Origin of the sequence: Micromonospora sp. NPDC048935 (assembly GCF_043197875.1) — a bacterium.
Classification (GTDB): Bacteria; Actinomycetota; Actinomycetes; order Mycobacteriales; family Micromonosporaceae; genus Micromonospora.
The window spans coordinates 405784-417913 of sequence record NZ_JBICTZ010000008.1; the positions used below are offsets into that span (position 1 = coordinate 405784).

Genomic DNA, 12130 nt, shown 5'->3' on the forward strand with positions numbered 1-12130 from the left:
CCGATGGACCCGGTCCGCGCGGCGTTCGCCGCCGAGTGTGGGCAGCTCACCGGGATCCTGGCCGGGATGGTCGACGCCGACCTCGCCCGGCCCACCGACTGTCCGCCGTGGACGGTCCGGGAGTTGGTCGCGCACGTGCGCACCGGGGTCGGCCGACTCACCGACATGCTTGCCGCGCCGGCCCCGCCGCGTGCCGAGGTCGACGCCGCCGGTTACTTCGGCCGGGCGAAGTTCACCCCGGCTGTCGACGCCGACCGGATCGCCGGAGGCCGGCGCGACGCGACGCGGGTGGACCGGGCGGCGCTGGCGACCGAGTGGGACCGGGCCTGGCGGGCCACCGACGCCGCGGTGGCAGCCGCACCACCCGATCGCGTCGTACGGACCCGGCACGGCGACGCGATGGGCCTCACCGAGTTCCTGCGGACCCGGGTCGTCGAGGTCGGCGTGCACGGTCTGGACCTGGCCGCCGCCCTGGACCGGCAGCCCTGGCTCACCCCACCGGCGGCCGAAGTGATCGCCGACCTGCTCACCGGGGGCCGACCGACACCTGCCGAGCCGCACTGGGACCGACTCACCCTGATCCGCAAGACCACCGGCCGGGCGGCGCTGACCGCCCCGGAACGGGCCACGATCGACGCGGCCGGCTTCCGCTGGCTCGCCTTCGGCCGCTGACCCGCTCGCTGTCACTTCCGGTCGCCGTTCGCGCGTCGCCGTTCGCGGGCTGCGGCTTGCTGCCGCGCGCCAGCTTCGGGCGTTGCTGGTCGTCTCGCGGGTCGGCGTTGGGCTGGGCGGTGGAGGTCAGCTCGCGGAGCGCGGGGCGGGGACGTGTGGGGCGGCGCCGCGCAGGTGGGTCAGCACCACCGGGTCGATCCGCCCCGGCACCAGCCGCTCCTCCAGGTTCTCCAACCCGGCCCAGGAGACCAACGCCGCTTCGGTGCCCCCATCGGCCACCGGATGACCCAGCGCGGTGAGCAACGCCGCCACCTCGTCGGCCACCGCGCCGCTCAGGTCGAGCAGGGTGGCCGGGTCGGGCCGACTGAACAGCATGGTGTGCACGGCGAGCAGCCGGCCCAACTCGGCGACCGGGTCCGGGTGGTCGTCCACCCGAAGGTCGACGAGCACGTCGCTGGTGCCGCCGTACCCTCCGCCGCGCTCGACCACCAGCAGGCCGGCGCTCTGCCGGCCCCGCCGGTCACCGCCGGCCTCGTCGCCGGCCCGCAACGCGGCGACCAGCCGTTCGGCGAACGGCAGCGCCGACCCGGCCAGCCAGGCGTCGGCAAGCGCGTCGACGACCTCCGGGCCGGTGAGCACGTTGCCCTGCGCGGCCCAGCCGTCGCCGGCGCGCCCGCCCGCCCACGGGAGGCAGGCCGGTCCGGTCCAGGTGGCACCCGAACCGTGGACACCCACCACACCGAGTTGGCGGTGCTCCCGTTCGCGGTCGGCGGCGATCAGCCCGGCCACCACGTCGGCCGGGGCCACGCCGGTGCGCAACAGGGTGAGGCCCTGCGGGCGGTAGGCGAGGTTGACGTGCGCCTGGGTGGCCAGGGCGCCGACCTCGGCGGCGGCGGCCGGCACCAACGCCCCGGCGGCGAGGAACTTGCTGGCCACGGCCACGCCGTGCCGGCGGCCGTCGGCGGAGCGGGCGACGAGCGAGAAGGTCACCCGCCGAGATTAGCCGGACATCGTCGTACCGGGCCGGCTCAGAACGGTGGCGCGGCGGCCTCCGGCGGGGCACCGTGCGCCCGGCGGGCGTCGATGACCGCGACCCCTGCCAACACCACCACCCCGACCGCAGTCGCGACCACACCGGGCAGCCGCAGCAGCGGCACCGACGCCGCCACCAGCACGGTGAGCGCGATCCACCGGGACGGGGAGATCCGCCCGAACACCTCGTACTCCAGGCGGGCCCGGCCGATCAGGAACAGCGCCGGCCCGCCGAGCACCATGGCCAACCAGGCGCCGGGAATCTTCTCCAACGGATGCTCGATGATCAGCTCGTAACCGATCGCGGTGGCGGCGAGGCCGATCACCATCAGCAGGTGGGTGTCGGCCGCCGACCGGCCGATGTTCGCCGGGTGGCGGGCCTTCACCACCGCCTCGCCCAGGATCCGCCCGGCCCGCTGGACGTAGATCCGCCACAACACGATCGAGGTGGCCAGCGCGAGCGCGAACGCCCACACGTGCCCCGACCCGTACGGCCCCATGCTGTAGGCGAAACCCGCCACCAGGATCGTCTCGCCAAGCGCGACGAGGAAGAACTGCTGGTACCGCTCGGCCAGGTGCTCCCCGGCGATCTCCCACTTCGAGACCGTCGAGCGACCCAGCCCCGGCACCGGCCAGCCGCAGCGGGCGGCCAGGTACTCGATCACGAGCGCCGCCGACCAGAGCACCACCTGCGTGTTGGTTCCCAACAGCGCGCCACCGATCCAGAACACCCCGCTGAATGCGAACACCACAGCCATGCGCACCTTCAACCGGCGGTACGGATGCGGTCCCAGCGCGATCGACAGGATCACCGGTCGGGTCAGCTGCGCGACCACGTACGCCACCGCGAACATCAGCCCGGTCTCGCTGAACGCCCGGGGGATCGCCACCCCCAGCAGCATGCTGCCCACCAACGCGGTGATCACCACGGTTTGCAGGGGCACCCGGTACGGGTCGTAGCGGCTGGTCGTCCAGGCGGTGCCCTGCCAGACCGACCACAGTGCGAGCAGCAGCAACAGCGTCTTGCCGCCGCCGGTGACCGCCGCCATGCCGTGCTCCCGGGCCGGCCCGTCGGTCAGGTCCTCGAACGCGCGGGCCGAGATCCGGGTGAGCGCGAAGACGTACACAAGATCGAAGAAGAGTTCGAGGAAGGTAGCCCGGCCCGGGTCGCGCTTGGCCGGCTCCAGGTGCCCCGCTGCCCTGGAAGCCATGGTCAGCGGCCTGCGCCGTCGGTCCGGTCCACCTCGAAGTCGTAGCATCCGGGCCGGTACGGGCGGCCGGAAACCGGCGATTCTGCCCAACCCGGGGATCTTGCCCGGGGCCACCGTCAACGGGCACGATCGGTCGGTGACGAATCGATGGGGCATGACGGTGCCGCTGGGCGGGATCGCCCTGGCGCACCACGACGCGGCCTACGCGGCCCTCGACCGGGCCGGGTTCACCGACGTCTGGTCGTCCGAGGTCGCCGGGACCGACGCGTTCACCCCGCTGGCGCTCGCCGCGGCCTGGCAGCCGCGGATGCGGCTGGGCACCGCCATCGCGCCGGTCTTCACCCGGGGCCCCGGGCTGCTGGCGATGAGCGCGGCGGCGTTGGCCGAGGCCGCGCCGGGCCGGTTCACCCTCGGCATCGGCGCGTCCTCACCGGTGCTCGTGCGGGACTGGAACGCCGTGCCGTTCGACGAGCCGTTCCGCCGCACCCGCGACATGCTGCGGTTCCTGCGCGCCGCGCTGCACGGCCAGACCGTCGACCAGGCATACGACACGTTCACCATCCGCCGGTTCACGCTCGAACGACCACCGGCGGTGCCGCCACCGATCCTGCTGGCCGCGCTGCGCCCGGGGATGCTCCGGCTGGCCGGCGCGGAGGCCGACGGCGTCATCCTCAACTGGCTCGGCGCCGACGACGTGCCGCGTGCCCTCGCCGAGTTGGGCGAGCGGCGTGCCGGCTTCGAGGTCGCCGCCCGGATCTTCGTCTGCCCCACCGAGGACACCGCGTACGCCCGGGCGCTGGGCCGCCGGCTCATCACCAACTACCTCACCGTCGGCGCGTACGCCGAGTTCCACCGCTGGCTCGGCCGCGGCGAGGCGCTCGGGCCGATGTGGGCGGCCTGGGCCGCCGGTGACCGGCGCGGCGCCAGCGCGGCGGTGCCCGACGACGTGGTGGACGCGTTGGTGCTGCACGGCTCACCGCAGCGGTGCCGAGCCGAGGTACGCCGTTACGCCGACGCCGGTGTCGACGTGCCGATCCTGGCGCTGCTGCCCACCCCCGAGGGCACCGCCGGCGGCGCGACCGCGCTGCTCGACCTCATCGCCCAGTTGGGTGCCGACCCCCAGGGAGCGCCCGCGTGAACCTCACCGACCGGATCGTGGTGGTCACCGGCGGGGCCGGCGGCATCGGGGCCGCGCTGTGCCGTCGCTTCGCCGCGGAGGGGGCCGCCGCCGTGGTGGTCGCCGACCTGGACGCCGCCGCGGCGGACGCGGTGGCCGAGGGCATCGGCCCGGTCGCGCACCCCATCGCCCTCGACGTCACCGACGAGGAGCAGGTCCGCGACCTGGTCGCCGACACCGAGGAGCGCTACGGCCGCATCGACCTGTTCTGCGCCAACGCGGGGGTGACCACCGGCGGGGGCGTGGAGGTCGACGACGCCGGCTGGGACCGGGCGTGGCGGGTCAACGTGCTCGCCCACGTCTACTCGGCCCGCGCGGTGCTGCCCGGCATGCTCGCCCGCGGCGGCGGGCACCTGCTGCACACCTGCTCGGCGGCGGGCGTGCTGACCGCGGTGGGCGACGCCGCGTACACCGCGACGAAGCACGCCTCGGTGGGCTTCGCCGAATGGCTCGCGATCACCTACCGGGACCGGGGCATCCGGGTCAGCGCACTGTGCCCGCAGGGGGTGGACACCCCGATGCTCGCCGACGGGCTCCTCGATGGTCATCTCGGTGCCCGGGTGGTCGCCGCGTCCGGCGCGGTGCTCACCCCCGACCAGGTCGCCGACGCGGCCATCGCCGGGCTGGCCGAGGAACGCTTCCTGATCCTGCCGCACCCGGAGGTCGCCGACTTCGCCCGCCGCCGCGCCGAGGACCCGGACGGCTGGCAGGCCGGCATGCGCAAACTCGTCCGCCGCCTGATGGCCTGAGCCGTGCGGCCCGGCCGCGACCGCACCGGGGGACCGGCATCACCGGGCGGACCGGCGGGCTCGGCGCAGGGGAGTGGGGTGCACCGACCAGAGGAGCCGGCGCCACCAGGGGCGCGCGGAACGCAGGATGGCCACGTAGCCGGTGGCCACCTCGGCGGCGCGGGCCGCCTGCTCCGCTGTCGCGGCACCCGGGGCGAAGCCCACCTGATTGAGCAGGGCCGCCAACTCGTCGACCGACGGCCCGTCGTCGACCGCGCCCGCGCGGGCCTCGGTGAGGGCCTCGCGGGCGTGCCCGGCCACCTCCGTGGCGGCCAGGTCGTCACCGACCGGTCGACCGGCCAGCCGCAGCGCGTCGGTGACCTCCCGCCAGGCGCCGGCGATGCGTTGACCGGGGTCGCCCTGCCCCAGCCGGGCGCGGGTGAGTGAGCGGCGCAGCGCCAGCAGGGTCAGCAGCAGCGCCCCCACCACCAGCAGCAGACCACCGCTGCCGCCGCCGACCAGCACCATCGTGGACAACCCGCCAGCGCTGGGTGGCCCGTCCGGGGCGGCGGCCGGCTCCGGTGACGCGGCGGACGGCTCCACGGTGGGCGCCGGCGCCTCCGACGGCGGTGGGTCCTCCGGTGCCGGGCGGAAATCCTCCTCCACCGGCCGCGGCTCCTCGTTCGGGCGCGGCAGCGGGTTGAACGGCACCCAACCCAGCCCGTCGAAGAGCACCTCCGGCCAGGCGAACGCGTCACCGGCGAGCACCGGCCCCTGCCCACCGGCCCGGAAACCCACGACCACCCGCGTCGGCAACCCGGACAACCGGCCGAGCACCGCGAACGCCGCCGCGAACTGCTCCGAGGTGCCCTCCTGCCCGCCACCGCCGCGCGGCCCGAAGAGAAAGAAACCCAGATTCGGGTACGCGTGCCCGCTCGGCGCGTCGGCCACCACCCGGTAGTGCTCGGCCAGGAACTGCTCGATCGCCAGAGCCCGGGCGAGCGGCGCACCATTGTCCTCGGCGAGCTGCGTGGCCAGCCGACGCATCGGGTCGGGCACCCCGTCGGCCACCCGCAACACCCGAGCCACCTCCTCGCCGGCGGGCACGTTCGCACTCGCCAACAGGTTGGGGTCCGGGTGCTCCTCGACGGAGGTCACCGCGTACCGCAGCCCCGGCGTCAAACCCTCCGGCCGGATCAACGTCCCGCTCGCCGGGTCGTACGCCACACGTGCGCCGCTGACCTCCCGGGGCGTCGCCACGGCGGGCAGCAGCCGACCGCTCAGCTCCGCGACGGTGATCTGCTGGCGGACTGTTTCCACGGTGCTGTCGCGGGCCGGGGCGGCGGCCGGCAGGATCCGGCCGGCGTTGCGGTACGTCGCGCCGACCCGCCAGGTCACCCCGTCGTAGTCGCTGAGCACCGCCAACCGGATCCGCACACCGGTCTGTGCCGCCGGCCCCGCCCCGGGCTCCGTCTCGGTCTCCGGCTCCGGCGGGGCACCTCCGGGTGGGGGGAGCGGTGCGCCGGAGCGCTGCGTGCTCACGTCGAGGAGCTTCTGCTCCGGGTGCAGAGCCCAGCCGGAGATCCGGATCAACGGATTCTCGTCGAGTGACTGCACCTGCGGCGGCTCCACGTACCGGCGGGGGTCCACCGGCCGCCCGTCGACCTGACCGGCGACGACCGGGCCGAGCAACGCGACAAGCCCCACCACCAGAGCCACCCCGAGCGCCGCGCTGGTGGCCAGGCGCAGCCGCACCGCCGCGCGTACCCGGGGGGCCAGGTCGGCGGCCGGATCGTCGGCGGCCGGCGCCGTGCCGGTGGGGGCGGCCAGGCCAACCGCCGCGACCGCGACGAACGCCACTGTCACCCCGACGGCCGGCGCGGCATTCGGACCCACCACGTAGAGGGCGGCGACGTAGAGCCCCGCCGCCGGCAGGTAACCCAGCAGCACCCGACCGGTGCGCAACGCGACCTCCGCACCGGTCAACCCGGCCAGCCAGGCGGCCACCACCGGCACCAGCACCGTGTCCGGGGTGGGCTGCACCGGGATCATCGCGGTCAGCAACCGGGGAATGCCGTTGCGCGCGGCATCGCCAGTGATCTCCAACAGACCACCCGGCAGCTCGGCGTCGTTCGCGGCCAGCCGCAGCGACCACAGTGTCCAACCGGCCATCGCGGCCACCGACACCGGCGCCACAAGCCACGACGGCAACCGCCGGGCGGCCACGCTGACCAGCACCGAACCGACCGCCGCGCCGATCACCAGTCGGGTCAGCAGGTCCCCCGCGTACACCCGGCCGAGCACCACCCCGGCGAGCGCGGTCAGCGCGATCAGCGTCAACGGGACCGCCGCCGCCCGCAACACCCGCACGGCGTGCGTCACCACCGGCGTACCCCGTCCCACTCGGCGGCGAACTGCGCGCCGTCCGCCGCGTCGACCACCACCAGGCCGGCCGCACCCGGCGGCGTCGGCTCGGCCGCGCCGAACACCCCGACCACCACCGACGGGTACGCCCCGCGCAGCGCCCCCACGTGCCCCAGGTCGTCGCGCCCACCCGGCCCGGTCAGGAAGACCAGCGTGTCACCGAGCCGGTCCTGGCGCAGCCGGGAGGCCGCCCCGCGGACCGCCTCGTCCGCATCGGACAGCTCGGCGGCGGCCAGCCGGTCCAGTGGGCCGAGCGTCGTCCCGACGTCCGTCCCCCCGCCCGGCGGGTCCGGCTCGGCGGCGGCGAACAGCAACATCACCGGCAGGTCCTCGCGGTGCGCGGCCGTGACGATCGACGCCGCCGCCTCACAGGCCGACTCGAACGACTCCGCCACCCCACCCACCCGCCGCGGGTGCGCGACGGCCCGGTTGTCCAGCAGGACGACAAGGCGCGGCAGGCTGGTGTCCACGTTCTCCCGCACCATCAGCTCACCCACCCGGGCGCTGGTGCGCCAGTGCACCCGGCGCAACTCGTCGCCCACCACGTACTCCCGTAGCGAGTCGAACGTGATCGAGCCGTGGGGCACCCCGTCCACCCGGCCGTCGAGGCTGCGCCCCGCACCGCGCGGCACCGCCGTCAGCGGGTGGACCCGGGGATACACCCACACCGGCACCACCGTCCCGTACGGGCGGGCCAACGCCACCAAACCCAGCGGGTCGCGTCGGGTCACCCGCAGCGGCCCCACCGGCACCACCCCACGACGGTGGGTCGGCACGTCGTAGCGGACCTCGGTGTCCCGGCCCGGCCGCAGGCGCAACACCGGCACCGGCACGCTGCGATCCCCGCACCGGTCCTCGGCGAGCAGGTTCGCCGACCGCAACCGGCCGGAGTTGCGCACCGTCACCATCATGCTCGCCGGCTCGCCGCGTGCCACCCGGTCCGGATCGGCGTGCCGGGTCACCGTCAGCCGGGGGCGCCAGGCCGCGACGAGTGCGGCATAACCGACGGCCGCGCCGGCCGCCGCGCCGAGCAGCGTCAACTCGGGGTACGCGAACCGGAAACCCACAGCCAGCAGCACCACGGCGGCGACGAGCAGCCCGACCCCACGGGCGGTGATCCCCATGCCGCTGCTGCCGGTCAGCCCTGCACCGGAGCGGGCTGCCCCGACGGCAGGGGCACCGGCACCGAGGCGATGGCCTGGCGCAGCACCTCCGCGGCGGTCATCCCGCGCACCTGGGCCTCGGGGGTGAGCAGCAGCCGGTGCGCGAACACCGCTTCGGCGAGCGCCTTCAGATCCTCCGGCATGATCCAGCCCCGCCCGTCGATGAGCGCGTACGCGCACGCCGCACGGGTCAACGCGATCACACCCCGGGGACTGACCCCGACCCGCACCTGCGGGTGGGTGCGGGTCGCGGCGGCCAGCCGAACCGCGTACGCGTAGAGCGGCTCGGCGATGTGCACCCGGCGGGCCATCCGCACCATCTCCCCGACGGTGGCGGTGTCGGTGACCGGGGCGAGCGCCTCCGGCGAGCGCACCGTCGCGCCGCGCAGCACCTCCACCTCGACCGCCTCGTCCGGGTAGCCAACGGACAGCTTCACCAGGAAACGGTCCAGCTGCGCCTCGGGCAGTCGGTAGGTGCCGTCCATCTCCACCGGGTTCTGCGTGGCCACCACCAGGAACGGCGACGGCACCGGGTGCCGGACCCCGTCCACCGTGACGGTGCGTTCCTCCATCACCTCCAGCAGCGCCGACTGGGTCTTCGGCGACGCCCGGTTGATCTCGTCGGCGATCACGATGTTGGCGAAGACCGGCCCCGGGTGAAACTCGAAGTCCCTGCTCGCCTGGTTGAAGATGGTCACCCCGGACACGTCCGACGGGAGCAGGTCGGGCGTGAACTGGATGCGCCGCCACTCACCCTTCACCGTGGCGGCGATGGCCCGCGCCAGGGTCGTCTTACCGACCCCGGGCACGTCCTCCAGGAGCACGTGACCCTGCGCGAACAGCGCGGTCAGCGCCAGCCGCACCACCTGCGGCTTGCCGAGCACCACCGCGTTGACGTTCTCGGCCAGCCGGGCGGCCAGGGCGGCGAAGCCCTGGACCTCCGGCTGGGTGAGCGGCTCGTGGGTGTTCACGGTCGGCGGTGCTCCTTGGCTGGTGGTTCAGCAGGTGGGCAGGACGTTGATGTCGTCGCCGCCCTCCAGGTTGAGCCAGGCCCAGGGAATGTAGTTCTTTCCGCTGTACTCGACCTGCACCCACCATTTGCTGCGCTTCTGGTTGTTGTAGATCCACGAGTCGACGTCCTCGCCGGTCTTCTTGCAGTACGCCTTCAGGCGGGTGCCGGGCTCGGCCCAGCCGGCCTGCTGGTCGTTGTCCTGCGCGGCGACCTTGAAGATCTCGTTGCCGTTGCGGCCGTCGCGATCCTTGTCGCAGTAGGTGCGCTGGGCGCCGTCGGGCCCGTTGTTGCAGGTCGCGATGCCGAACAGCGAGGGCGTGGCCTGGGCCCTCGTCGCCGTGCCCTTACCGGCGGCGTTGGTGGCCGTCACCGTGAACGTGTACGCCGTGCCCGGCGCCAGGCCCGTCATCGTGATGCTGGAACACGCACCGGCCTTCGTCGGCTCACCCGGCGTGCTCACCGCGCAGGTGGCCTGACCGCCGCCCGCGTCCACGGTGAACGTCACGGTCGCCGCCGTGGCCGTCGCCGACGAGCCGGTCACCGTGACCCGTGGCTCGGCGACCGTACGCGCGGTGGCGGTGGCCTCCGGGCCGGCACCCGCCTCGTTGACCGCCTTCACCCGCACCGTGACGTTCTGGCCGTTGCCCAGCCCGGTGACCGTCGTGCGGGTGTCGGTCACCTCACTGACCCGCCCACCGACGTCCACCAGGTATTTCGTCACCGGTCGGCCGTTGGCCTCGGCCGGCGCCCACTGCACCGTCACCGCGCCCGGCTGGTTGGCGACAGTGCCGGCCCGCAGCTCGACCGGCGCACCGGGCACCGCGAACGGCACCACCGTGTTGCTGACCGGCGACGCCGCCGAACCGGCACCCTTGTCGTTGACCGCGACGACGGTGAACGCGTACTGCGTGCCGAACTCCAACTCACCGGCGGGCACCACCAGCTCCGTCTTCGTCGACTCGCCGACCGGCGCGTTCGTCCCCGCCGAACTGGCCGTCACCGCGTACCGGGAGATGGTGTTGCCCTGACCGTTCGCCGCCGGCCACTTCACCAGCACCGTGCCGTCAGGCCGCTCCTGGGCGGTGACGCTCGCCGGCGGGTCGGGCACCGCCGCGGTCGGGATCACCGGGTTGCTGTTGCGCGGCGGCCCGTCGCCCTTGGCGTTGACGGCGTGCACCGCGAACCGGTACGTCTCGCCGTTGGTCAGACCCTTGACCTCCACCGCACGCTGGTTGGCGCCCACCTCCAGGCGCTGGCCGGCGCCCTCCACCACGTACTTGATGATCTCGGCGCCGTTCGCGGCGGCCGGCCGCCAGCTCACCCGTGCCTGCGCGTTGCCGGCGGCGGCGGTGACACTGCGCGGCGCGCTCGGCTTGCCCACCCTGGGCTTCTTCGGCGGGGGCGGCGGTGGGGCAACCGGCGGCGGATCGCCGCCGAGCACGTCGTTGGCGTACTTGTCGACCTCGCGCACCTGGTGCTTGTCGTCCACCACCCGGGCGGTCGCCGCGTCGGGAGAGTTGATGAACAGATGATTCTCCCGGACCTCCAGCTCCAACGGCCCGTTCGCCCGCCCGCGGATGGTCTCGACCAACTGGCCACCCGCGTCGAAGGTGTAGATCATGCCGGTGGCCTCGTCGGCGCAGTAGAACCGGTCCGCCCAGGCCACCGCCGGCCTGAGCCGGTCGCCCTCGCCCGGCACCGTGAACGCCCGCTCCTCCCCACCGTCACCCACCACCAGCACCCGCCGCTCGCCGGGCACGGTCACCGGAACCCGCTGCCCACTGGTGCGCGTCGGCAGGTCACCCGGACCGGACAGCGTCAACGGCGTCGGGTGAACCTTGCCCCCCTGCACCCGCACCAGCTTCCCGGCCGTGCGGTCGAGCACCGCCACACCCTCGTCCAGGCTGGACACCACAAGCTCGTGGCTGGCCTCGGCGACGTCGTACGACTCGACCTGCTTCGGGCTGAGCCCGCCGCCGACGGGCGCGGCCGAGGCCGGCGCGGACGGCAACGCGGCGGCGGTGATCGCCGAGACGGTGCCCTGACTGGGCACCGCGATCCAGAGCCGACCCTCGCCGTCGAACGTCCCGCCGGTGATGCCCGGCGGATAGTGCACCGGCTCGCCGACCGGGGTCAGCGACCGCGGGTCGAGCTGCCGCACGATGCCCTGCACGGCGTCGACGACGAACGCCGAATCCTCGTGCAGCGCGACGCTCACGCCCAGGCCGGGGGTGGTCCGGGTGGTCGCGGTGAGCTGGAGGGTGGCCAGGTCCAGTGAGCTGATCTGCCCGGTCTGCAGATCACGCAGGACCAGCAGCCGGTCGGTCTGGGTGATCTGCATCGGGTGCCGGACGGCACCGGGGATCTCGGTGCGGGTGTCCACCCGGGCGGTGACCCCGTTGACCCGGGCCAGCTCGCTGCGCGCCGCGCTCCACAACCACGAACTCGCGTCGTAGTTGGCCACCGCGTTGTCGGCCGCGCCGAGCCCCAGCACGGTCAGCCCCATGGCCGCCAGCAGCGCGGCCACCGTGCCCACCGTCACCAGCCCGCCGCGCAGCCGGGACCGGGAGCGACGGGCATCTGTCGGTACGGAGTCTTCGATGCTGGCCACAGCCGGCAGCCTCCCCTGAGTCGTGGCAGGTGGCGGCGCCTCGCGGCGACCCCTCCCCTGAGCCGGGTGCCATCATATGGCGCTGCTGGTGACGGGGAAA

The 12130-nt window shown here is 74.4% G+C and carries 9 protein-coding genes; 3 read left to right on the plus strand and 6 right to left on the minus strand.

Going from position 1 to position 12130, the window contains the following annotated elements; translation table 11 throughout:
- The first annotated feature begins 3 nt into the window (after positions 1-3).
- Complete coding sequence (locus ACGFIW_RS23565) at positions 4-672, plus strand: maleylpyruvate isomerase N-terminal domain-containing protein (protein ID WP_393319342.1); 669 nt, start codon at positions 4-6, stop codon at positions 670-672.
- Positions 673-798: 126 nt separating this feature from the next.
- Here ACGFIW_RS23565 and ACGFIW_RS23570 read toward each other — a convergent pair whose 3' ends face one another.
- Both ACGFIW_RS23570 and ACGFIW_RS23575 read right to left on the minus strand, forming a co-directional pair.
- Positions 799-1662, minus strand: a complete 864-nt coding sequence (locus ACGFIW_RS23570; protein WP_393319345.1) for a DUF1028 domain-containing protein — start codon at positions 1660-1662, stop codon at positions 799-801.
- A gap of 38 nt (positions 1663-1700) precedes the next feature.
- The gene (locus ACGFIW_RS23575) at positions 1701-2915 is read right to left on the minus strand and encodes a low temperature requirement protein A (RefSeq protein WP_393319347.1); all 1215 of its coding nucleotides are present in this window, start codon (positions 2913-2915) and stop codon (positions 1701-1703) included.
- Between the two features lie 154 nt (positions 2916-3069).
- Here ACGFIW_RS23575 and ACGFIW_RS23580 point away from each other — a divergent pair, with 154 nt between their 5' ends.
- Both ACGFIW_RS23580 and ACGFIW_RS23585 read left to right on the plus strand, forming a co-directional pair.
- Positions 3070-4053 (plus strand): LLM class F420-dependent oxidoreductase, encoded by a 984-nt coding sequence (locus ACGFIW_RS23580; RefSeq protein WP_393319481.1) that lies wholly within the window; start codon positions 3070-3072, stop codon positions 4051-4053.
- Positions 4050-4841 (plus strand): SDR family oxidoreductase, encoded by a 792-nt coding sequence (locus tag ACGFIW_RS23585; RefSeq protein ID WP_393319350.1) that lies wholly within the window; start codon positions 4050-4052, stop codon positions 4839-4841. The genes ACGFIW_RS23580 and ACGFIW_RS23585 overlap by 4 nt, the downstream gene beginning before the upstream one ends.
- A 39-nt stretch (positions 4842-4880) precedes the next feature.
- Here the strand turns inward: ACGFIW_RS23585 and ACGFIW_RS23590 are convergent, their stop codons facing one another.
- From ACGFIW_RS23590 to ACGFIW_RS23605, 4 genes are read right to left on the minus strand one after another with little or no spacing between them, the layout of a single operon-like run.
- Positions 4881-7205: a DUF3488 and transglutaminase-like domain-containing protein gene (locus ACGFIW_RS23590; protein ID WP_393319353.1), complete on the minus strand. Its 2325-nt coding sequence runs from the start codon at positions 7203-7205 to the stop codon at positions 4881-4883.
- Entirely contained in the window at positions 7199-8368 is a 1170-nt protein-coding gene (locus ACGFIW_RS23595) for a DUF58 domain-containing protein (protein WP_393319356.1), read from the minus strand. Before ACGFIW_RS23595 ends, ACGFIW_RS23590 begins: the two co-directional genes overlap by 7 nt.
- A gap of 14 nt (positions 8369-8382) precedes the next feature.
- Complete coding sequence (locus tag ACGFIW_RS23600; protein ID WP_393319359.1) at positions 8383-9378, minus strand: AAA family ATPase; 996 nt, start codon at positions 9376-9378, stop codon at positions 8383-8385.
- Positions 9379-9405: 27 nt separating this feature from the next.
- Positions 9406-12030: a fibronectin type III domain-containing protein gene (locus tag ACGFIW_RS23605; protein WP_393319361.1), complete on the minus strand. Its 2625-nt coding sequence runs from the start codon at positions 12028-12030 to the stop codon at positions 9406-9408.
- Between the last annotated feature and the right edge of the window lie 100 nt (positions 12031-12130).

What these genes read in the sequence shown, in the direction of transcription:
- ACGFIW_RS23565 (WP_393319342.1), top strand. Translation starts at nt 4, where the DNA reads ATGGACCCGGTCCGCGCGGCGTTCGCCGCCGAGTGTGGGCAGCTCACC.
- ACGFIW_RS23575 (WP_393319347.1), bottom strand. Translation starts at nt 2,915, where the DNA reads ATGGCTTCCAGGGCAGCGGGGCACCTGGAGCCGGCCAAGCGCGACCCG.
- ACGFIW_RS23580 (WP_393319481.1), top strand. Translation starts at nt 3,070, where the DNA reads ATGACGGTGCCGCTGGGCGGGATCGCCCTGGCGCACCACGACGCGGCC.
- ACGFIW_RS23595 (WP_393319356.1), bottom strand. Translation starts at nt 8,368, where the DNA reads ATGGGGATCACCGCCCGTGGGGTCGGGCTGCTCGTCGCCGCCGTGGTG.